A 21,412-nucleotide genomic window follows, 5' to 3' on the forward strand; every position below is an offset into this window, starting at 1 on the left:
CAACTTGTATCAAATGGAGAATTCAAAGGACCGTATTGCATGACCGCTCAATCTGACCCGTCTGCCCGCAAAAAGGCCATTATCGACCGTCTGATGTCTCTGGAAGAGCAGGAGTTGGCAACGGCTCAGGCCCATTATGATGCCTTCCTGAAGGATTCACAGTTGGATGACCGCGAGGGGCACGACAAGGACGACATCGCCGCCTCGCGCGAGAATGCGGATCTGGCAGCGGCCTTTGATGCGCCGGTTCACGCGCATCACGCCAAGATAGATGTGATCGAGAATACGGATTTCGGCCTCACGGATACCGTGCAGCCCGGCGCCGTGGTCAAGTTCAACAATCGCCGGTTTGTGGTGTGCGTTTCGACGACGCGGTTCGATGTGGATGGCAAGACCTATATGGGAATTTCAACCCAAAGCCCGATCTATCTGGCCATGGTCGGCCTGCAAGCAGGTGATACCTTTACCCACAACGGCACCGAGTTTGAGGTTCAGGACGTGCTGTAATCCCGGCTTTTGCGCTGCGGTATGATCTGCTGCGCGATTCCTGCTGACACCAGATAAAGGCTGGTAATCACCAATCCCCAATGCGCCCAGCTTTCCGGGTGGAAATCGACCCAGGCTGCCCAACCGGCGAAAAAGGTCCAGGCCAAGGCCATGGGCAGTGACAGTGTGCGCCAGCGTTCGGTTCGCACCGGATGGATGAATTTCAGCGGCAGGAACATGGCCAGAGACAGCAGGGACACCAACAGTAGGATGACCCAGAAATTGGGCTCTAGCGCGAATACGACGATGACGAACATGTTCCAGCAACCGGGAAAGCCGGAGAAGGAATTGTCTTTTGTTTTCATGCGAGTGTCCGCGAAGTACATCGCACTGGCGAAGGTGATGACGATGATCGCGAACCATCCGGTCCAGCCGTCCATCAAACCGGATTTGAACAACGCAAAGGCCGGGATGAACACGTAGGTCAGATAGTCGATGATCAGATCCAGCAGAACGCCATCAAACTCGGGCGCGTTCTGTTTGACGTGGTAGTGCCGTGCCAATGGGCCGTCGATGCCGTCCACGATGAAGGACACAACCAGCCAAAGATACATCAGGCTCCATTTCTCCTCGACAGCGGCCAGCATGGCCAGCATTGCGAAAACGGCACCGGTTGCGGTGAACAAATGAACGGAAAGCGCTTTGAATCTGAGAGTCATGCAGGTGTCATGTACGATGCGCCGGGCAGATGCAAAGCAAAAAGCCCGATTGGGATAATCTGATTGGCACGGGCTGGAGATTTGTACACTGTTGTGCCTGCTTTAGATCACGAAGCTTGGGTTCAATGTGATGGCAATGCAACGATTTCGGGGACCAGCGATCTGACTGGAGACGATGCATTATCTTGTTAGCCGATTGCCCTGCAAATCGACCAGGTCAGGCTTTGGGATGGGCGCGGTTGTAGACTTCCATCAGCCGCGCTGTATCGACCGCTGTGTAAGACTGCGTGGTCGAGAGTGAGGCATGGCCAAGCAACTCCTGAATGGCGCGCAGGTCCCCCCCGGCTGACAGAAGATGCGTCGCAAAGCTGTGCCGCATCGCGTGTGGTGTGGCTGTGGTAGGCAGGCCAAGCTGCATCCGTGCGCGGGCCATCACCTCTTGTATGGCACGCGGGTTCAGTGCGCCGCCGCGTACACCGCGGAACAGGGGTTTGTCCTTGGTCAGCGGGTGCGGGCAAAGCTGAAGATAGCGGTCCACAGCAGTGCGGGCGGCGGGCAGGACTGGCACGATCCGTTCTTTGTCGCCCTTGCCGAGAATGCGCAGGGTCTGCGGCAGGGGAGCATCAGCGCCGGTCAGAGACAGGGCTTCGGATATGCGCAAACCGCAGCCGTAAAGCAATGTTACCACTGCCACGTCACGGGCCGAAACCCAGTCGCTGGTCGATTGCAGCTCGACCGTTTCGATCATGGCCCGGGCGGCGTCTTCGGCCAACGGGCGGGGGAGTTTCTTGGTGAATTTCGGCGCGCGGGTCGAAAGGACTGCTGTGGGTTCAAAGCCCTCGCGCTCTGCCAGCCAGCGGTAAAAGCTTTTGACGGCTGAAAGCTTGCGCGCCAGCGAACGCGGACCCACGCCCGAGGCCCTTTGATCAGCCATCCAGGCGCGCATGTCCGATATGGTGATCCGTGCCAACGCCGCCAGCCCCTGCCGTTCGCTATGATGCAAGGTCATAAACGACAGGAAGTCGGTGACGTCCCCACGATATGCGGTCTTTGTGTTTTCAGATCGCCCGGCCAAGGCCCCCAGACTGTCCAGCCAATGCTGAAGCGCATCGCGGCAGGCAGGGGAGATCAGGCTCACGACAGCCAGTGGCGCATTGAGCGTTCAAAGACGCCAGCGAAGAAAGACAACAGATCGGTCCCCAGTTGAGGGGTGAAGTGGTTTGCGTCTTTCGAGCCCATGACAATCATACCCGGTAGGCGGCCTTTACCCAGATCCAGCCTCAGGCAGGCTTCTGACTTGAGCTGGCCAGCCATGGCTCCGAAAATTGTGGGATTGGGATGCCGCACGGGGCGCAGTACAACCTCGCGCGCGGGGCCGCCTCGGTCTTGGCTGAGATAGGCGTCGATCGCGCCCGGCTCGACCACGGTGAGCACGCCGCCCAGTTTTTCGATGGTGGGGTCTTCCTGCACCGCAGTGGTTTCCAGAACCAAGGTGATGTGGTCGACGCGTAGAATCTCGCCGATATCGTTGCCGAGCGTGCTTAGGAAATCCTCGAAATCGACCGGTTCCAGCAGGCGCAGGATTGCCCGGTGGACCTGATTGGTGCCTGCAAGATTTTCATAAGCTGCCGCGATGACCGAGCGGTGGGTGTCTTCAAGGCGGTCCAGTCTCGCCTCAAGCCGTTGCATGGCGATGCCCCGCAGGTCGATGACATTGTTGCCACGCGCCTGTTCGTTGGCCGTCACCAGCGCCTGCATCAAATCTTTGTCGTCCAGCACGGCGTCTGGTTCGGCCAGAATCGCGGCGCGGAGATTGTCCTTGAGTTTGGTGTTGCTGCTCATGTCCCGTCCGGTCTTTTTTTGTTGAGCGGCTTATAACACGGGATGCCGGATTTGCCTTGGAAAAAATGCACGCAAAAGTGGATTTAACGTTGGAATGTGTCGGAAAGGCTCCCGCTTGCAACATTCTGATCCCAGATCAGGTTTTGCAGTTGGGCCCGGCGCGGCGCCTGTCGGCGCCGCGCGGTTGTGCATGGGATCAGAGGATTTTCTGACCAGTCTTGGCCCAGTCAGCTAGGAAGGTTTCCAGACCTTTGTCGGTCAGCGGGTGGTCGGCCAGTTTCTTGATCACGCCCGGAGGGGCTGTGATCACGTCCGCGCCGATGCGGGCGCTGTCGGTCACGTGATTCACGGTACGGATCGAGGCGGCGAGGATCTCGGTTTCGAACCCGTAATTGTCGTAGATCTGTCGGATGTCAGCGATCAGGTCCATGCCGTCGAGGTTGATATCGTCCAGCCGGCCGATGAAGGGAGAAATAAAAGTCGCGCCCGCTTTAGCGGCCAAAAGCGCCTGATTGGCCGAGAAACACAGGGTCACGTTGACCATTTGGCCTTCGTCGGACAGGGTTTTGCAGGTTTTCAGACCGGCCCATGTCAGCGGCACCTTTACGGCGATGTTGGGCGCGATCTTGGCCAACTTACGCCCTTCGGCGATCATGTCGTCGGCTTCGGTGGCGACGACTTCGGCGGAGACGGGGCCGTCGACCAGATCACAGATCTCTTTGGTGACTTCCAGAATGTCGCGGCCCGATTTCAGGATCAGCGAGGGGTTGGTGGTCACGCCGTCCACCATGCCCAGATCGTTCAGTTCGGCAATGGCGTCGATCTCGGCGGTGTCTACGAAGAATTTCATGAGGGCAGTCCTTTGATGGGTTGGCCTTGGTTGCGGATGGCTTTACCTCAAAGAGACCCATGCTGGAACCCCCTGCGAAGGATGTGCCGTGAGCGCTAACGGATTTTTCGACGAAGGAGAGCTTGTTGCGGTGCTGACAACGCAGCCGCTGGACCGGACGTTGGACTACAAAGCGCCCGAAGGTGGGTGCTTTCTGGGCGCGTTTGTCGAGGTGCCGCTGGGGCCGCGAAAGGTGCTGGGCGTGGTCTGGGGGCCGGGGCAGGGCGGCTTTGACCTGAGCAAGGCCCGGTCGGTGATCAGGGTGCTTGAGGTCGCGCCGATGCGCGAGGAAATGCGGGTCTTTCTTGGCAAGGTTGCCGATTACACTCTGACGCCGATGCCCGCGATGTTGCGTCTGGCGACACGCGCGCCGGGGTTGGGAGACCCGCCCTCGATGCGCAAGATCTATCGGTTAGGCGAAGCACAGCCAGATCGGATGACGGATGCGAGAACCCGAGTGCTTGAGGTGCTGCGCGACTATGGCGGGCTTGCCTTCACGCTGAAGGAACTGGCTGAACAGGCGGGCGTGACCTCTTCGGTTGTCAAAGGGCTGGTCAAGCAGCGTGCCGTTCGGGAAGAGGACAGCCCGCGTGATCTGCCCTATCCGCATCTGGACCCCGATCTGCCTGGCAAAGACCTGACGGATGATCAGGCAGCAGCCGTTGACCGCTTGCGGGCGGGGCAGCGCACCGGCGATTACGGCACGACGTTGCTGAAGGGTGTCACGGGATCGGGCAAGACCGAGGTTTATCTGGAGGCGGTGGCCGAGGCGCTGCGGATGGGGCGGCAGGCGCTGGTTTTGCTGCCCGAGATTGCTCTGACCGCCGAATTCCTGACGCGGGTTGAGGCACGGTTTGGCGCGCGGCCGGCCGAGTGGCATTCGGGTGCGACCATGACCGAACGTCGCCGGGTCTGGCGGATGGTGGGGCAGGGGGACGCGCAGTTGGTCGTAGGCGCGCGGTCGGCTTTGTTCCTGCCGTTTCGCGATCTGGGGCTAGTTGTCGTCGATGAAGAACACGACACCTCGTACAAACAGGAAGACGGCGTGCATTACAGCGCGCGTGACATGGCCGTTCTGCGGTCGGCCATTTGCGGCGGGCGCGTGGTTCTGGCCAGCGCGACTCCGTCGCTGGAAAGCTGGGCCAATGCTGAGGCGGGAAAATATGAGCGGCTCGACCTGACATCGCGCTTTGGCGCGGCGGTGCTGCCTGAGATGAAGCCCATCGACATGCGGTCCGAGCAGATGCAGCCGGGGACGTGGATTTCTCCGTCCTTGCGGCAGGCGGTGCGGCAGCGGATTGAGCGCGGTGAGCAGTCACTGCTGTTTATCAACCGTCGCGGCTATGCGCCGGTGACGCTGTGCCGGGCCTGTGGCGAACAGATTGCCTGTGATCATTGTGACGCGCGGATGGTGGAGCACCGGTTCCTGAAACGGCTGATGTGCCATCAATGCGGTGAGACCAAGCCGATGCCCGACGCCTGCCCGTCCTGCGGGGTTGAGGGCAAGCTGGCCCCGGTCGGGCCGGGGATCGAGCGGTTGGCCGAAGAGGCTGAGGCGACGTTTCCTGAAGCTAACATCACGATGCTCAGTTCCGATCTGTTTGGTTCAGCTCGTGCGTTGAAGGCTAAGATCGAAGAAATTGCCGCAGGGGACGCGGATATTGTTATCGGCACGCAGCTCGTGGCCAAGGGCCACAATTTTCCCAAGCTGACATTGGTCGGCGTGATTGATGCCGATCTCAGCCTGCATGGGGCCGATCTGCGGGCGGCGGAACGGACGTTCCAATTGATGCGACAGGTCGCGGGCCGGGCGGGGCGCGCCGACAAACCGGGGCAGGCGTTGTTGCAAACATTCCAGCCGGAACACCCGGTGATCCGGGCGATCTTGTCGGGGGACGAAGAGGGGTTCTGGAAGGCCGAAGCGGCAGGGCGGCAAGCCGCGGGTGTGCCGCCCTATGGTCGCATGGCTGGTATCGTGTTGTCCGGGCCTGAGGTCGGCCCCGTGTTTGATATCGGCAACGCAATGGCCCGCAATGACGCGCCTTTGCGCGATGTGGGTGCGCAGGTCTTCGGTCCTGCCCCGGCCCCCATCGCGCGTATCCGTGGACGGCACCGTGTGCGTTTGTTGGTCAAAGCCCCCAAAGGTGCGCCCATTCAGGACGCCATCGCGCGCTGGATAGCGCCCCTGCGCCTGAAAGGCGACATCCGCCTGACCGTCGATATCGACCCGCAGAGCTTTTACTGACCTCTGCATGTGCGCAGAGCCGCTGTGCACCAACCCCCTCGCCAAACCCAAGAAATGGGCGTAGTGGGAGTCCCATGCTGAAACCCATGCCGCTTTCCGAGGCGCAGAGCCTGCCGTTCTGGCGTCGTCCCATCACGCTTCTGTTCATGATGGCGATGATGATGCCCATTGCGTTCAACGCATGGAGCGCGCTGCTGAATAACTTCGTTATCGAGGTGGCGAATTTCGACGGGGCCGACATTGGCCTTTTGCACACGGTGCGTGAGATTCCAGGATTTCTGGCGATTGGCGTGATCGCGGTGATCATCTTCATCCGTGAACAAGTGCTGGCGATGATTTCGCTGATGATGCTGGGCGTTGCAACGGCGGTGACGGCGTGGTTACCCAGCCTCGGCGGGTTGCTTTTTGTGACGCTGTTCAGCTCGATCGGCTTTCACTACTACGAGACAGTGAACCAGTCGCTGCAACTGCAATGGCTGCCCAAGGATCGCGCCCCTCAGGTGCTGGGCTGGCTGGTGGCTATGGGCTCGGCGGCGACGGCGATCGTTTATGGCCTGATCGTGCTAACCTGGGACCGGTTTGATCTGTCTTATAACTTCGTGTTCATGGCGGCAGGCGGCGTGACAGCCCTGCTGGCGTTGTTCTGTTTGCTTGCCTATCCGCAATTCAACGCGCCGACCCCGCAGACCAAGAAACTGATCCTGCGCAAACGCTACTGGCTCTATTACGCGCTGCAATTCATGGCCGGCGCGCGGCGGCAGATTTTTGTCGTCTTCGCGGGCTTCATGATGGTTGAGAAGTTCGGTTTTGAGGTTCATGAGCTCACCAGCCTCTACCTGATCAACCTTATGATCAATATGATGGCGGCCCCGCTGCTTGGCAAAGCCGTCGCGAGGTTCGGAGAGCGCCGGACGCTGATCTTTGAATACGCCGGTCTGGCCATCGTCTTTGCGGCTTACGGCGGCATCTACTGGTTTGGCTGGGGCGTTCTGCTGGCGGCAATCCTATACGTGATCGACCACGTGCTGTTTGCTTTGGCGCTGGCGCTGAAAACCTACTTCCAGAAGATCGCCGATCCGGCGGATATCGCGCCTACCGCTGCCGTGGCCTTCACCATCAACCATATTGCCGCCGTCTTCCTGCCCGCTCTGCTGGGCTTGCTCTGGGTCGTTTCGCCCGGCGCAGTCTTTGGTCTGGCTGCCGCGATGGCGATGATCTCGTTGCTGCTATCTCTGCTGATCCCGCGCCATCCCGAGCCGGGGAATGAGACGATCCTGTCGAAATACACTCCGGCCCCGGCTGAATAAGCCCGAACGCTTGACCTCGGCTTGCCCACGCCCTAGGCGCTGTCTCAACTGAGACAGGAGGTCCCCATGCCCACATTCACCGCGCTGACCACTCTGACCGGCAAGAAAGCAGCCGAAGGCTTGGGCGAAGCGATGGAGCGTCTTGACCCGGAACCCACAGGCGTCGGTGTGTTCGAGGTCGAAGACGGCTCGGGCCTGTGGGAGGTTGGTGGCTATTTCACCGAAGCGCCCGATGAAACCGCGCTGGCCGTTCTGGCCGCTGCGTTCGAAGCCAAGCCCTTCGTCGTCTCGGAACTGCCCGAAACCGATTGGGTGGCGCATGTGCGCCGCGAGCTGGCCCCGGTCGAGGCCGGGCGGTTCTTCGTCTATGGCAGCCACGATGCCGACAAGCTGCCCGAAGGCCGCATTCCGTTGCTGATCGAGGCGGCGATGGCCTTTGGCACTGGCCATCACGGCACCACGCTGGGCTGTCTCAAGGCGCTGGACCATTTGCTGAACGATGGGTTTTCGGCGTCCAAGGTGGCTGATATCGGCTGCGGCACCGCCGTTCTGGCCATGGCGGCTGCGCGCGTTTGGGACGGCGACATCATCGCCAGCGATATTGATCAGGTCGCTGTGGACGTGGCCGAAGCGAATCTGAAGGCCAACGGCATGTCAGGTCAGGTTCAGTGCGTCGAGGCTGCTGGATTCGATCACCCCGACCTGCAAGCGAACGCTCCTTATGACTTGATTTTCGCTAATATTCTCAAGGGTCCTCTGGTAGCTCTGTCGCCGGAAATCGGGGCGAATCTACGCGACGGCGGCTATGCAATCTTGTCGGGAATCCTCAATGAACAGGCCGATGATGTGGTGTCGGTTTATTCACAAAACGGGTTCAATCTTGCCAAAAGGGATGAAATTGGCGAGTGGACGACGCTAATCTTAAGCAAACAGGGCTTAAATTAGACCATTTGCAGGAGATTCATGGATTCTCGCCTCTTTTTTGTCGCAATCTGCAACTACCGTCATTTCGTGGATACGGGGGCGGTTCTTGAGGAGGCTGCCATGACGGGAAAACAACTGGAATTTGATCAGCGCGTTCACCGCCTGAACAAAAAGCACGCGAAGATGAGCCGCGGCTATCGTGCATCCATGCGCAAAGATGGCCTTGTGGTGATGAAGCCGCAGAGGGTTAAGTCCGCTGTTCCGGCAAAGGTCCTTCTGCTGTGCCTTTGCGGTCTGTTCGTGTTCAAAACGTTTTTGCTCACCAGCTTAGGTGCGTCAGCCTATCAGTACCGGGTCGACAGCCTTGCTGAGGGGACCTCGGTTGAAAAAGCCGGAGCGTGGATGATGCAGATTGACCCAGTGTCCGAGTTCTTTGCGACACAGATCACCACCTATTTGCCGTGGATCAGCCAACTCTGACATCGGCCTGAAACGGTTGCTTCTGACGAAAAACGCCGCCCATCTTGCGATGTGCGGCGTTCTGTTTTGCCCCGAGGGAGATGAGGGCAGAAAAGTGGTAGCTAACCAGGTCTTAACGACGGCCTGCTGCTACAGCGTCGATGTCGCCACGGCACAGTCCGATGTCGTCCAGTTCGCGATTTGAAAGAGTGCTCAGCGCGTTGCGGGTTGCGCGAGCGTCATTCCATTCGATTACGGCATTTACGACCGATGCGAAAATCGCGCCGATACGGCCAACGAGGCCGAACGAGCCAGTGGTGGTGCGGGTGGTGTCCAGTGCAGCCATATCCTGTTTCCTTCTGGTTAGAGTTAAGTTCTCGATCATCCGATCTGAGCGGCATCTAGTGATGTCGAATTGGCGATGCAAGTGCAGAAATTGCATGTGTCCTATGCAATTTCTGCATGCCGCGAAAATCGTTAAAACTCCTTAATTTGTTGGCCATTTTTCGGTCATGAACCGTGTCGAAATCAGACGTTTTGCTGTCGCAATCAGGCCGATCTGTCGCCGGTGGAACAGGTCTGTCGTTTTCGGGTTCCGGGTCAATTTGCTTGGAAAATGTTCACGCTTCGTGCTAATCGGTAAGAAAGATCACAAAAACCCGAGCAGGCCGAGGCAAAATATGCGGATTTTGGGCATTGATCCGGGGCTCAGAACCCTGGGGTGGGGCGTCATCGAATCGCATGGCAGCCGTCTTAGCCATGTTGCCAACGGCTTGTGTAAGTCAGACGGAGACGATCTGGGAGAGCGATTGCTGTCGCTGCACAACCAGATTGTCGAGGTTATTGCCGAACATCAGCCGGATCAGGCAGCCATCGAACAGACCTTTGTCAATAAGGACGGGGCTGGGACTTTGAAACTTGGTCAGGCACGGGGCGTGGCGTTGCTGACGCTGGCGCAGGCTGGATTGCCGGTCGGAGAGTACGCGCCCAATCGGGTCAAGAAGACGGTCGTGGGTGTCGGCCATGCCGAGAAAGAGCAGGTCCTTCACATGGTCAAGCTTCAATTGCCGGGTTGCCAGCCCAAAGGAGCTGACGCGGCGGATGCGCTGGCGATTGCCATCTGTCACTCTTATTACGGCGCAGCGCCTCAGGCGCGGATGAAAGAGGTGCGGGCATGATTGGCAAACTGACAGGGCGTTTGGATTACCGTGCAGCAGATCACGTGCTGATCGACGTGCGAGGCGTTGGCTATATCGTCTATTGCTCGGATCGAACCATGGCCGCCTTGCCGGGGGTAGGAGAGGCCGTCTCGATCTACACCGATATGGTTGTGCGTGAGGACCTGATGCAGCTTTACGGGTTTCTGTCTCTGGTCGAGAAGGAATGGCATCGGTTGCTGTGCTCGGTTCAAGGTGTGGGGGCGAAGGTGTCGCTGGCAATTCTGTCGGCTTTGGGGCCAGATGGGGTCAGCCGTGCGATTGCTTTGGGAGATTGGGGCGCTGTGAAGGCCGCCAAGGGGGTTGGGCCGAAGACGGCGCAACGCATTGTGTTGGATCTCAAGGATAAGGCGCCGGGTGTGATGGCGATGGGTGGAACCGTGACCGAGGCGATGGACGGCCCTGATCTTGAGGTCGTTGAATTGGCCGAACCGGTCCCTGCGCCCAAACCGGCCACCAGACGCGCCTCGGGTTCTGCGGCGTCGGCAGGGGCGTTATCAGCGCTGTCCAATCTGGGTTATGGGCCGTCCGAGGCAGCCTCGGCGGTTGCCGAAGCTGCGGCCAGCCTGCCTGATGCGGGTGAGGCCGAGTTGATCCGTGCGGCGTTGAAATTACTTGCACCGAAAGGGTGATTGAATGGTAGACGCTGATCCCACCCTGCGCCCAGATCCTTTGCCAGAAGATAATGATAGGGCGCTACGTCCGCAGGGGCTGGACGAGTTTATCGGTCAGGCCGAGGCGCGTGCCAACCTGCGTGTTTTCATCCAATCTGCCCGTCAGCGGGGCGAGGCGATGGATCATACGCTGTTTCATGGCCCTCCGGGATTGGGCAAAACCACTCTGGCGCAGATCATGGCGCGTGAGCTGGGGGTAAATTTCCGTATGACCTCTGGTCCAGTGTTGGCTAAAGCAGGCGATCTGGCGGCGATCCTGACCAATCTGGAATCGCGGGATGTACTGTTCATTGACGAAATTCACAGGCTGAACCCGGCGGTGGAAGAAGTGCTTTATCCGGCGATGGAGGATTTTGAGCTGGACCTCGTGATCGGCGAAGGCCCTGCCGCGCGCACAGTTCGGATTGAGTTGCAGCCTTTCACTCTGGTTGGGGCGACCACGCGAATGGGCCTGCTGACCACGCCGTTGCGCGACCGCTTTGGCATTCCGACGCGGTTGCAGTTCTACACGGTGGACGAATTGCATGAGATCGTCACCCGCAATGCCCGCAAGCTGGGCGCGCCTGCCGATGACGATGGAGCTCGTGAGATTGCGCGCCGGTCGCGCGGAACGCCACGGATCGCCGGGCGGCTGCTGCGCCGGGTGGTGGACTTCGCCATTGTCGAGGGCGACGGGCGCATTACCCGCGAGTTGGCTGACGGTGCGCTGACGCGGCTGGGCGTGGACAATCTGGGACTGGATGGCGCGGACCGTCGCTATCTGACGCTGATTGCCGAGAATTATGCCGGTGGGCCGGTAGGGATCGAGACCCTGTCGGCGGCGCTGTCGGAAAGCCGGGATTCGTTGGAAGAGGTGATTGAGCCCTATCTGCTACAACAAGGTTTGATCCAGCGAACGCCTCGCGGCCGGATGCTGGCGCAAAAGGCGTGGGCGCATTTGGGGATGGCTGCGCCCAAAGGGCAGAGCGATCTGTTTGGTTGAAGTAGCCGCGTTTGGATTTTATGCGTCCGGCGGCCGTGTTTAAAACAAGAAGAAGGGACGGGGCGTGACACCCGATCAGATCGAGGCGCTGTTTACGCGCGAAAGTGGCGAATTTCTGCTTGCCCGTTGGGGGCGACCGCTTGTGCCGATCGTTTTTGGCGTCGAGGATGAGACTCTGTCCACCGTCAAGGGCGCCTTTGAGGCGGTTGTTGCTTTGGCGGGTCACAAGATGGCCGAGACCGATCCCGAACTGGGGGCCAATTGCATGGTCTTTTTCTTTCGGGAGTGGCAGGAACTGCTTGAGGTGCCGGATCTCGATCGGCTGATCCCGGACCTCGTGCCTTTGGTTGAACGTCTGGTGGCGGCAGAGGCCAATCAGTATCGGATTTTCCGGTTTGAAGAAGATGGCGCGATCCGTGCGGGTTTCGTGTTTCTGAGGATGGACGCGGAATTGTCAAAGATTCCCGCCGAAACGCTGGCACTGAGTCAGGTGGTTCAGACCATTTTACTGTGGTCAGACACGGCATTCCGCACGCAGTCGCCGCTGGCTGTGGCCGGGAACACAACGGTTCTGCGCCCGGAAATCGGTGAATTGATCCGCGCCGCTTATGACCCCGTGCTGCCAGGTGCGGCGCAGGATGCGTCGCACGCGTTGCGGTTGTTTGCGCGGATGCAGCAGCCGCAATAGGCCTGATTGAACTTTGGCCGACCGAAACTGGAATTTCGGCCCTCGCAGGGATTGCACGTGGTTGCGCATTTGTGTGAATCTGGTTCAGCCCCGCAACCGGCCCTTTGGCGCAGATTGAGTAACCGGGAAAACCGTAATGACCGACCAGAAAGCTGAGCCGCCAAAGCACCTATATTCCGTGCGGGTCTATTATGAAGACACCGATATGGGCGGCGTGGTTTATCACGCGAACTATCTGAAATATATCGAACGCGCCCGCTCGGATTATGTGCGGCGGTTGGGGAATGATCAGAACGCGATGCGCGACGAAGGGATCGTCTGGGTCATTCGACGGATTGAGGCGGATTATCTGGCTCCGGCGCGGTTCGAAGATGAATTGATCATCGAAACCGAATTTCTGTCACGATCCGGCGTTCGCCTGACGATGGGGCAACTGGTCAAGCGGGGTGAGACCGAGATTTTTCGCGCCACCGTCACTGCGGTCTGCATGAATGCACAGGGCAAACCTGTAAGGCTTCCGGCAGAGATTCGCGCATTGCTGTAACAAATTGCGGCGTTGGGGTGGTTCTGTTGGCTTTTCAGGACCAACTGGTTTAGCGTTTGGCAAAACAAGGCCAAACGAACGGCCATCAGGCAGAACAAAGAGCATATCTATGGAAGCTGAAACGCTGGCGCTGGCGCAGGAGATCGATTTCTCCATGTGGGGGCTGTATGCCCGCGCGACCTTTATCGTCAAACTGGTGATGTTGATGCTGATCGGCGCATCCATTTGGTCTTGGGCGATCATCATTCAGAAACTGATCAACTACCGCGCCGCCCGGCGCGAGGCACAGGTGTTTGATGAAAGTTTCTGGTCCGGGAACCCTTTGGATGAGTTGTTCGAGCAGATTGGCACGCAGCCCGATGGAAGTTCCGAGAAGATCTTTGCCTCCGGTATGATCGAATGGCGGCGATCCCATCGCACCGATGGGGGACTGATTGCCGGGGCTACTGCGCGGATTGACCGGTCGATGGATGTGGCGATCGCGAAGGAGGCTGAGACTCTGCAAAAGGGCTTGCCCATTCTGGCGACTGTGGGTTCGACCGCGCCGTTCATCGGCCTGTTCGGCACCGTTTGGGGAATCATGAACGCGTTTATCGAGATTGCCGAGCAGCAGAACACAAACCTCGCCGTTGTGGCACCGGGTATTGCCGAGGCGCTGCTGGCCACTGGCTTGGGCCTGCTGGCGGCGATACCGGCGGTAATTTTCTACAACAAGCTCAGCGCGGATAGTGACCGGATCGTTGGCGGCTATGAGGCCTTTGCCGACGAGTTTGCCACCATCCTGTCGCGCCAGTTGGACAGCTGACATGGGCGCGGCGGTTCAGCAGCCTTCGGGCGGAAACGGGCGCAGGCGCGGGCGGCGTCGCGGTCGGGCGCAGCCTATGGCTGAGATCAATGTGACTCCGTTTGTGGACGTCATGCTGGTGCTGCTGATCATCTTCATGGTGGCCGCCCCTTTGCTAACCGTGGGCGTGCCGGTCGATCTGCCCAAAACGGCAGCCAGCGCCTTGCCGGGTGATAACGAAGAACCCCTGACCGTGACGCTGACCGCAGATGGGCAGGTGCAAATCCAGACCACGGATGTGCAACGCGAAGAGTTGATTGGCAGATTGCGTGCCATTGCGGCAGAACGCAGCAGTGACCGTGTGTTCCTGCGCGCCGATGGGGCGATCCCTTATGCGCAGGTGATGCAGGTGATGGGTGCGTTGAATGCGGGTGGGTTTTCCAATGTGGGCCTTGTGACCGATACCGGCGGGCCGACCCTGGACGAAGGTGGAGAGTGAGGCCGCACGGTGGATACCGGCACCAAGATCTCGGCGATTGCCCATGTGAGTCTGATCGGATGGGCCTTGTTCGGCGGCACCTTCCGGTCCGAGCCGTTGCCCTTGGCCGTGCAGGAGGTTTCGGTGATCTCGGCTGAGCAGTTCGACGCACTATCTGCCCAAAGCAATGCGCCCGTGGTGCCGACGCCCGCCGCCCTACAGCCTCCGGAAGCGCCAGAGGTTGAGGTCGCGCCACCGGAACCGGTTGAAGAGGAACAGCCCCGGCCTGAGGTTTCAACCCCGGTCGAACCCGAGCCCGAACAGGTGCCGGAGCCGGTCGAGGCCCCGCCTGAACCAGAGGTGGTAGAAGAACCGCCGACTTTGGACCAGCCCGAAACTGTGACCGAAGTTCTGCCAGTACCTCCGGGGCCCGAGGCGCAGCCGCGCCCGGCTGATAAGGTCGCGCCGGAACCAGTCGCACCCCCGCCGCCGGAAGCGCAGCCTGATGTCGTGGAAACACCGCCTGTGTCATTGGATGAAGGGGCGGAAACCCAGCAGGAACAGCAGGACCAGACCGCGCCTGAGGAGGCCACCGACCAGATCGTAACCGAGGCGGAAGAGACCGAGGACAACGCCCCTCGCACATCTCCCCGCCCAAGGGTCCGGCCCAACCGGCCCGCGCCTCCGGCGCAGCCCGAGGTGGCTGAGGAGCAAGAGCCTGCCCCGTCAGAACCCGCGGCGACCGAAACCGCAATAAATGATGCGCTGGCTGAGGCGCTTAGTCAGGACAGTGAACCTTCCGGCCCGCCTCTGACCAGCGGAGAGAAAGACGCTATGCGTCTGGCGGTTTCGCGGTGCTGGAACGTAGGCGCGCTTTCGACGGATGCGCTGAGAACGGTGGTGGTGGTCGGGTTTTCTCTGACCCCGGATGGAAAAGTTGTAGGCAACAGCGTTAAACTTCTGAGCAGTTCGGGAGGGACAACCGGTTCCGTCGAGCAGGCGTATCAAGCCGCCCGTCGGGCCGTCTTGCGCTGTGGGGCCAGAGGATATGACCTGCCTGCTGAGAAATACGCTCAGTGGCAGGATATTGAGATTACATTCAATCCCGAGAGGATGCGGATCAAATGATGAGATTTCTGACCAGTCTATTGCTCGGGCTTACGCTTTTAACGGTCCCGGCGCACGCCCAAAACGGGCCGCTGCGTCTGGATGTAACTGCGGGCGTCATCGAACCCTTGCCATTCGCAGCCCCGAGTTTCGTGCCTGACAGCGCAGCTGCGGCGCAATATGCAATCGACATTTCGCGCGTGGTGGCTGCGGACCTGACCGGGACGGGGTTGTTCCGCGAAATCTCACCCGAGGCCTATATCAGTCAGGTCAGCAGCTTTGATTCTCCGGTGCAGTTTCCGGACTGGAAGGCGATCAACGCGCAGGCTCTGGTGACGGGTGCGGTGAATGTCTCGGGCAATCGTCTGACGGTGCGGTTTCGGGTCTGGGATGTCTTCGCAGGGCAGGAATTGGGAACAGGTTTGCAATTCTCTGGAACCACGGATGGCTGGCGTCGCATGGCGCATAAGGTGGCCGATCAGGTCTATAGCCGGATCACCGGTGAAGGCGCCTATTTCGACAGCCGCGTTGCGTTTGTGTCGGAAAGCGGCCCCAAGGATCAGCGCCTGAAGCGTCTGGCGATCATGGATTATGACGGCGCGAATGTGCAGTACCTGACCGACAGCGCAGCCATCGTGCTGGCCCCGCGGTTTTCGCCCTCGGGCGACCGCTTGCTTTATACCAGCTACGAAACCGGCCAACCGCGCATCTATGTGCTGGACGTCGACCGCGTCAGACGGACCGAGTTGAACACGCAGGGCGGAACGATGAGCTTTTCGCCGCGCTTCTCGCCAGATGGGCGATCCATCGTCTATTCGTTGATTCAGGGCGGCAATACGGACCTGTGGAAGATGGATCTGGCCTCGGGCCAGAGCGTGCGTCTGACCAACACACCAGCGATTGAGACCGCCCCCAGCTATTCGCCGGACGGCTCGCAGATCGTGTTTGAAAGCGACCGTTCGGGTACGCCTCAGCTCTATATCATGCCAGCAAACGGGGGTGAGGCGACGCGGATCAGCTTTGGTCAGGGCCGGTATGGCACACCCGTCTGGTCGCCGCGGGGCGATCTGATCGCCTTTACCAAGCAGAACAAAGGCCGGTTCCATATCGGCGTGATGCGCACGGATGGCAGCGAGGAACGTCTGCTGACCTCCTCATTCCTCGACGAAGGGCCAACCTGGTCGCCGAATGGCCGGGTCATCATGTTCACGCGGGAAACCCAGGGTGCAAGCGGTCGGGCGACGCTCTATTCGGTGGATATCTCGGGCCGGAACCTGCGGCCGGTGCGCACGCCGGATGGCGGCAGTGACCCGTCCTGGGGGCCATTGCAGAAGTGATCGGGGCAGGGGCTTGGAAAAGTTCACAAAAATCCTGCACTGTGCTAAAGAGACGGCAATAAACCGATAAAACAACGAGGCACTTGAAATGAATGTATTGGGCAAAATCATGGCCTTGGGCGTGCTGAGCGTCATGGCCGCGTGTACCAACAACGATCCGTCGGCCCTTGGGGGCGGCTTTGGCAATGGCGCAAATGGTGCCATCGCGCCGGGCTCGCCAAGTGATCCGCGCTCGCCTGCGTATTTCCAGCAAACCGTTGGAGACCGGGTGTTGTTCTCGGTGGATCAGTCGACCCTGACACCGCAGGCGCAGACGATCTTGCAGGGACAGGCCGACTGGCTGCTGGCCAACCCGGATTTCGTGGCGACCATCGAGGGCCACGCGGACGAGCAGGGTACGCGGGAATATAACCTCGCACTGGGCGCACGCCGTGCGAATGCGGCACGTGAGTATCTGATCTCGCGCGGTGTGGCGGGCAACCGTCTGACCACGGTCAGCTATGGCAAGGAACGCCCGATCGAGATTTGCAGCACCGAGGATTGCTATTCCAAGAACCGCCGTGCGGTGACGGTGCTGACCGGTTCAACCTTGGGGTAAGACAATGAGAGTTGCAGGATGGGTTCTGGCCGCGGTCGTTGCGACCGCTGGCGTGGCGCAAGCGCAGGATCAGCAAACGCTGGCGGACATTCGTCAGGAGCTGACGGTTCTGCATGTGGAAATTCAGCGCCTGAAGCGAGAGTTTTCGACCACCGGTTCGCCAGCCCCGAACCTGTCCGGCAGTTCCATCCTTGAACGCGTGGACGCTATCGAGGCCGAGCTTCAACGCCTGACACGCCAGACCGAGCAATTGAACCAACGGGTGCAGAATGTTGTAACCGATGGCACAAACCGGATTGGGGATTTGGAGTTTCGCTTGGTTGAGCTTGAAGGTGGTGACCTGAGCGCTATCGGTGAAACCTCGACCTTGGGTGGCGAAACGGAAATCACCGCCGCCGCACCTGCAACAATCGCGCCAGCAAGCCCATCCGTTTCTGAGCAAGGAGAGCTAGCGGTCGGAGAGCGCGCAGACTTCGACGCTGCCGCACTGGCCTTGGCCGAGGGGAATTTTCAAGCCGCAGCCGATCAGTTCGCCCAGTTTGACACTTCGTACCCCGGTAGTCCTCTGGCCCCCGAAGCAAATTTGAAGCGCGGGCAGGCTCTGGAAGGTCTGGGTGACACGCGTGAGGCTGCGCGGGCGTTTCTGGCCAGCTTTACCGGGGATTCTGAGGGTGCATTTGCCCCAGAGGCCCTGTTCGAACTGGGTGCCGCACTGGGTCGTCTGGGACAGACCGATCAGGCCTGTATTACCCTGTCCGAGGTCGGCGTTCGTTTTCCGGCTTCACCCACCGTCTCCGCAGCCACGCAGGAAATGGCGTCGCTGGGCTGTTCTTGAGCGATCAGAGCGAAACTCTAGGGTCCAAACTCCGCGCGCGGCTGCCTGAGAGGCTGCCGTCGCGTTTAGGCGTGGCCGTTTCTGGTGGCGGGGATTCGGTCGCGCTGTTGCATCTGCTGTATGACATCGCGCAGGCCGAGCAAGTGGAATTACTCGCGGCCACGGTTGATCACGGTTTGCGCCCAGAATCTGGGGCCGAGGCCGCTCGGGTCGCCGAACAATCCGCGCAAATGGGCATTTCGCACGAAATCTTGCCGTGGCACGGCTGGGACGGCGAAGGGAACCTTCAGGATAGGGCGCGTCAGGCGCGCTATGGGTTGCTGACCGATTGGGCGCGGCGCAACGACTTGCATGCGATTGCTTTGGGCCATACAGCGGATGATCAGGCTGAAACCCTCCTGATGCGGTTGGGCCGCGCTGCCGGAGTGACTGGCATGTCAGGCATGTCGATCACGCGGGATCAGGATGGAGTGACGTTGCTGCGCCCGATGCTCGGGATTACCCGACAAGCGCTTCGTGATTATCTGGCAGAGATCGGAGCAAGCTGGATCGAGGACCCTTCGAATCACGACCTGAAATTCGACCGGATCAAGGCGCGTCAGGCACTGTCTGAGTTGGGCCCGCTGGGTATTTCTGCTGAGTCGCTGGCGCGTGTGGCTGAAAATCTTGCACAAGCACGTGAGGCGCTGGCGCAGTTTACGCGGGATTCCGCGCTCAAAGTCGCCACTGTTGATCGCGGAGATGTTTGCGTCGACCGCAGCGGGTTCGTGCAGCTTCCTGAAGAAATCCAAAGGCGGTTGGTTATCGGGATCATCGCTTGGATTTCAGGACCGGGATACCCTCCACGCCGATCTGCGGTTGATCAGGCGGTGGGGGCTGTTCGGGACGGCCACACACTGACCCTGTCAGGCTGCCTGCTTGTCCCCAAAGGCGATAAAACGTGGTTTTGCAGAGAGCTAAACACAGTGGCGTTGGAAACTGCGTCGCCGCATGAGGTCTGGGATAACCGCTGGGTTCTGTCCGGTCCTCAGACCCGCGACGCCGAGGTTCGCGCGCTGGGGGAGGTCGGTTTGCCGCAGGTGCCAGACTGGCGCGCCCTGGGCAAACCCCGAGCAGTGCTTTTGTCCTCACCAGCGGTTTGGTGCGGCGAAAACCTGCTGTCGGCACCTTCGGCAGACTATTCCAACGGCTGGACGGCGGAAATGGCCCCGCAATGGCCTGAGTTTTACTCTTCGCTTTTATCGCATTGAACCTGCTTGAATCATCTCTATTTTATAGAGCAACCCGGCAGACCCCCACCTGCCGAAATCTTTTGGGAGATTTTCCTTGGGCAACGCTCGTAACATCGCCTTCTGGGTCGTTCTGTTTCTGCTGATCCTTGCACTGTTCAATTTTTTCAGCGGACAAGGCGGAACGCTTCAGAGCAATGAAAGAACCTATTCCGACTTTGTGACGGCCGTCGAAAGCGGCGAAGTCAAGAACGTGACGCTGGACGGAGAGCAGATTCGTTACTCCACCGAAAGCGGCGCGACCTATGTCACCATCAAACCTGCCGATGCCGAAGTTACCAAGCTTCTGATCGACGAAAACATCCCCGTTCAGGCGGTGAAACAGCAGCAATCGGGCTTTCAGTCATTCCTGATCACGCTGCTTCCCTTCCTGCTGCTGATCGGTGTCTGGGTCTACTTCATGAACCGGATGCAGGGCGGCGGCAAAGGCGGTGCGATGGGCTTTGGCAAGTCCAAGGCCAAGATGCTGACCGAAAAGCATGGTCGGGTGACGTTTGATGACGTCGCAGGCATCGACGAGGCCAAGGAAGAGCTGGAAGAGATCGTCGAATTCCTGCGCAACCCGCAGAAATTCAGCCGTCTGGGTGGCAAGATCCCGAAAGGCGCTTTGCTGGTTGGCCCTCCGGGTACTGGTAAAACGCTGCTGGCCCGTGCGATTGCGGGTGAGGCGGGCGTGCCGTTCTTCACCATCTCGGGTTCCGACTTTGTTGAGATGTTCGTCGGTGTCGGCGCAAGCCGTGTCCGCGACATGTTCGAACAGGCCAAAAAGAACGCACCTTGTATCGTATTTATCGACGAGATCGACGCTGTGGGTCGCCATCGTGGCGCCGGTTACGGTGGCGGTAACGACGAACGCGAACAGACCCTCAACCAGCTGCTGGTTGAGATGGACGGCTTCGAGGCCAATGAAGGCGTGATCATTCTGGCGGCCACCAACCGTAAGGACGTTCTGGACCCTGCGCTGCTGCGTCCGGGCCGGTTTGACCGCAACGTGACCGTAGGCAACCCCGACATCAAAGGCCGTGAGAAGATTTTGGGCGTACATGCGCGCAAGACGCCTCTGGGTCCCGACGTCGATCTGCGCATCATTGCACGTGGTACTCCGGGCTTCTCGGGTGCTGATCTGGCGAACCTCGTGAATGAGGCCGCGCTAATGGCCGCCCGTGTGGGCCGTCGCTTTGTCACCATGGAAGATTTTGAGAACGCCAAGGACAAGGTTATGATGGGGGCCGAGCGCCGCTCGATGGTGCTGACCCAGGACCAGAAGGAAAAAACCGCCTATCACGAGGCCGGTCATGCCGTTGTCGGTCTTGAACTTCCGCTGTGCGATCCGGTGTACAAGGCGACGATCATCCCGCGCGGTGGCGCGTTGGGTATGGTGGTTTCGCTGCCTGAGATGGACCGCCTGAACTATCACCGCGATGAGTGTGAGCAGAAGCTGGCCATGACCATGGCTGGTAAGGCTGCTGAGGTGATCAAGTATGGTGAAGACCATGTCTCGAACGGCCCAGCCGGTGACATCATGCAGGCCAGCCAGTTGGCACGCGCGATGGTGATGCGTTGGGGCATGTCGGACAAGGTTGGCAACATCGACTATGCCGAAGCGCATGAGGGCTATCAGGGCAACACCGCTGGCTTCTCGGTTTCCGCTCATACCAAAGAGCTGATCGAGGAAGAAGTGAAGCGCCTGATCCAGCAGGGCTATGAGCGCGCCCACAAAATCCTGACCGAGAAGAACGAGGAATGGGAGCGTTTGGCGCAAGGTCTGCTGGAATATGAGACCCTGACCGGTGACGAAATCAAGCGCGTCATGAATGGCGAGTCGCCCACCGAAGGCGACGACGAAGGCGACAGCCCGGATGAGGGCAGCGCGCCCAGCGTCACGGCGATTCCCAAGACCAAGGTCAAGAAATCTCCGCCAGATGATGGCGGGATGGAGCCTGAGCCAACAGCATAACCAGAAAACCCGGAGCCGGCCTCCGGGTTTTCTCTTTTCATCGGGCCGTTG

23 protein-coding genes are annotated in these 21,412 nt (G+C 59.7%); 18 read left to right on the top strand and 5 right to left on the bottom strand.

The window, feature by feature from the left end; translation table 11 throughout:
- Positions 1 to 39 precede the first annotated feature (39 nt).
- Entirely contained in the window at positions 40 to 507 is a 468-nt protein-coding gene (locus tag ACOQOY_RS16265) for a hypothetical protein (protein ID WP_420586403.1), read from the top strand.
- Here ACOQOY_RS16265 and ACOQOY_RS16270 read toward each other — a convergent pair.
- The 4 genes from ACOQOY_RS16270 to fsa all read right to left on the bottom strand — a co-directional run bounded on the left by ACOQOY_RS16270 (position 492) and on the right by fsa (position 3,897).
- Positions 492 to 1,205 (bottom strand): CDP-alcohol phosphatidyltransferase family protein, encoded by a 714-nt coding sequence (locus ACOQOY_RS16270; RefSeq protein ID WP_420586404.1) that lies wholly within the window; start codon positions 1,203 to 1,205, stop codon positions 492 to 494. The two genes, ACOQOY_RS16265 and ACOQOY_RS16270, sit on opposite strands and share 16 nt — an antisense overlap.
- 217 nt (positions 1,206 to 1,422) lie before the next feature.
- Positions 1,423 to 2,343, bottom strand: coding sequence for a tyrosine recombinase XerC (locus tag ACOQOY_RS16275; protein WP_420586405.1), 921 nt, complete (start codon positions 2,341 to 2,343; stop codon positions 1,423 to 1,425).
- Positions 2,340 to 3,047, bottom strand: coding sequence for a DUF484 family protein (locus tag ACOQOY_RS16280; protein WP_420586406.1), 708 nt, complete (start codon positions 3,045 to 3,047; stop codon positions 2,340 to 2,342). Before ACOQOY_RS16280 ends, ACOQOY_RS16275 begins: the two co-directional genes overlap by 4 nt.
- 196 nt (positions 3,048 to 3,243) lie before the next feature.
- Entirely contained in the window at positions 3,244 to 3,897 is a 654-nt protein-coding gene (fsa, locus tag ACOQOY_RS16285) for a fructose-6-phosphate aldolase (protein WP_170332816.1), read from the bottom strand.
- A gap of 88 nt (positions 3,898 to 3,985) precedes the next feature.
- On the opposite strand from fsa, the gene ACOQOY_RS16290 reads away from it, so the two are divergent.
- The 4 genes from ACOQOY_RS16290 to ACOQOY_RS16305 all read left to right on the top strand — a co-directional run bounded on the left by ACOQOY_RS16290 (position 3,986) and on the right by ACOQOY_RS16305 (position 8,892).
- Positions 3,986 to 6,181 carry a primosomal protein N' gene (locus ACOQOY_RS16290; protein ID WP_420586407.1) on the top strand — a complete coding sequence of 732 codons (2,196 nt, stop codon included), beginning with the start codon at positions 3,986 to 3,988 and terminating at the stop codon, positions 6,179 to 6,181.
- A 74-nt stretch (positions 6,182 to 6,255) separates the two neighbouring features.
- Complete coding sequence (locus tag ACOQOY_RS16295; protein ID WP_420586408.1) at positions 6,256 to 7,488, top strand: MFS transporter; 1,233 nt, start codon at positions 6,256 to 6,258, stop codon at positions 7,486 to 7,488.
- A gap of 66 nt (positions 7,489 to 7,554) precedes the next feature.
- On the top strand, positions 7,555 to 8,433 hold the full coding sequence (locus tag ACOQOY_RS16300) for a 50S ribosomal protein L11 methyltransferase (protein WP_420586409.1): 879 nt from the start codon (positions 7,555 to 7,557) through the stop codon (positions 8,431 to 8,433).
- Between the two features lie 99 nt (positions 8,434 to 8,532).
- Positions 8,533 to 8,892: a hypothetical protein gene (locus ACOQOY_RS16305; protein ID WP_420586410.1), complete on the top strand. Its 360-nt coding sequence runs from the start codon at positions 8,533 to 8,535 to the stop codon at positions 8,890 to 8,892.
- 112 nt (positions 8,893 to 9,004) lie between these two features.
- Here ACOQOY_RS16305 and ACOQOY_RS16310 read toward each other — a convergent pair whose 3' ends face one another.
- The gene (locus ACOQOY_RS16310; protein ID WP_420586411.1) at positions 9,005 to 9,217 is read right to left on the bottom strand and encodes a DUF1127 domain-containing protein; all 213 of its coding nucleotides are present in this window, start codon (positions 9,215 to 9,217) and stop codon (positions 9,005 to 9,007) included.
- Between the two features lie 334 nt (positions 9,218 to 9,551).
- Between ACOQOY_RS16310 and ruvC the strand changes: the two genes are divergently transcribed.
- From ruvC to ftsH, 13 genes are all read left to right on the top strand, one after another.
- On the top strand, positions 9,552 to 10,049 hold the full coding sequence (gene ruvC / locus ACOQOY_RS16315) for a crossover junction endodeoxyribonuclease RuvC (RefSeq protein WP_170326920.1): 498 nt from the start codon (positions 9,552 to 9,554) through the stop codon (positions 10,047 to 10,049).
- Positions 10,046 to 10,720: a Holliday junction branch migration protein RuvA gene (ruvA, locus tag ACOQOY_RS16320; protein WP_420586412.1), complete on the top strand. Its 675-nt coding sequence runs from the start codon at positions 10,046 to 10,048 to the stop codon at positions 10,718 to 10,720. Before ruvC ends, ruvA begins: the two co-directional genes overlap by 4 nt.
- Before the next feature lie 4 nt (positions 10,721 to 10,724).
- Positions 10,725 to 11,744 carry a Holliday junction branch migration DNA helicase RuvB gene (gene ruvB, locus ACOQOY_RS16325; RefSeq protein WP_420586413.1) on the top strand — a complete coding sequence of 340 codons (1,020 nt, stop codon included), beginning with the start codon at positions 10,725 to 10,727 and terminating at the stop codon, positions 11,742 to 11,744.
- Positions 11,745 to 11,808: 64 nt separating this feature from the next.
- Entirely contained in the window at positions 11,809 to 12,432 is a 624-nt protein-coding gene (locus tag ACOQOY_RS16330) for a hypothetical protein (RefSeq protein ID WP_420586414.1), read from the top strand.
- A gap of 136 nt (positions 12,433 to 12,568) precedes the next feature.
- Complete coding sequence (gene ybgC, locus ACOQOY_RS16335; protein ID WP_420586415.1) at positions 12,569 to 12,976, top strand: tol-pal system-associated acyl-CoA thioesterase; 408 nt, start codon at positions 12,569 to 12,571, stop codon at positions 12,974 to 12,976.
- A 109-nt stretch (positions 12,977 to 13,085) separates the two neighbouring features.
- Positions 13,086 to 13,781 (top strand): protein TolQ, encoded by a 696-nt coding sequence (gene tolQ / locus ACOQOY_RS16340; RefSeq protein ID WP_420586416.1) that lies wholly within the window; start codon positions 13,086 to 13,088, stop codon positions 13,779 to 13,781.
- Position 13,782: 1 nt separating this feature from the next.
- A complete protein-coding gene (gene tolR / locus ACOQOY_RS16345; RefSeq protein WP_420586417.1) occupies positions 13,783 to 14,259 on the top strand; it encodes a protein TolR in 477 nt (158 codons plus the stop codon).
- A gap of 9 nt (positions 14,260 to 14,268) precedes the next feature.
- The gene (locus tag ACOQOY_RS16350) at positions 14,269 to 15,366 is read left to right on the top strand and encodes an energy transducer TonB (RefSeq protein ID WP_420586418.1); all 1,098 of its coding nucleotides are present in this window, start codon (positions 14,269 to 14,271) and stop codon (positions 15,364 to 15,366) included.
- Positions 15,363 to 16,682: a Tol-Pal system beta propeller repeat protein TolB gene (gene tolB, locus ACOQOY_RS16355; RefSeq protein WP_420586419.1), complete on the top strand. Its 1,320-nt coding sequence runs from the start codon at positions 15,363 to 15,365 to the stop codon at positions 16,680 to 16,682. The genes ACOQOY_RS16350 and tolB overlap by 4 nt, the downstream gene beginning before the upstream one ends.
- Positions 16,683 to 16,770: 88 nt before the next feature.
- Positions 16,771 to 17,280 (top strand): peptidoglycan-associated lipoprotein Pal, encoded by a 510-nt coding sequence (gene pal, locus ACOQOY_RS16360; protein ID WP_420586420.1) that lies wholly within the window; start codon positions 16,771 to 16,773, stop codon positions 17,278 to 17,280.
- Between the two features lie 4 nt (positions 17,281 to 17,284).
- A complete protein-coding gene (gene ybgF, locus ACOQOY_RS16365; RefSeq protein WP_420586421.1) occupies positions 17,285 to 18,115 on the top strand; it encodes a tol-pal system protein YbgF in 831 nt (276 codons plus the stop codon).
- The gene (gene tilS, locus ACOQOY_RS16370) at positions 18,112 to 19,365 is read left to right on the top strand and encodes a tRNA lysidine(34) synthetase TilS (protein ID WP_420586422.1); all 1,254 of its coding nucleotides are present in this window, start codon (positions 18,112 to 18,114) and stop codon (positions 19,363 to 19,365) included. Before ybgF ends, tilS begins: the two co-directional genes overlap by 4 nt.
- A gap of 76 nt (positions 19,366 to 19,441) precedes the next feature.
- The gene (ftsH, locus tag ACOQOY_RS16375) at positions 19,442 to 21,361 is read left to right on the top strand and encodes an ATP-dependent zinc metalloprotease FtsH (protein ID WP_420586423.1); all 1,920 of its coding nucleotides are present in this window, start codon (positions 19,442 to 19,444) and stop codon (positions 21,359 to 21,361) included.
- The last annotated feature ends 51 nt before the right edge of the window (positions 21,362 to 21,412 follow it).

This window comes from Ruegeria sp., from assembly GCF_965221235.1.
Lineage (GTDB): Bacteria > Pseudomonadota > Alphaproteobacteria > Rhodobacterales > Rhodobacteraceae > Ruegeria.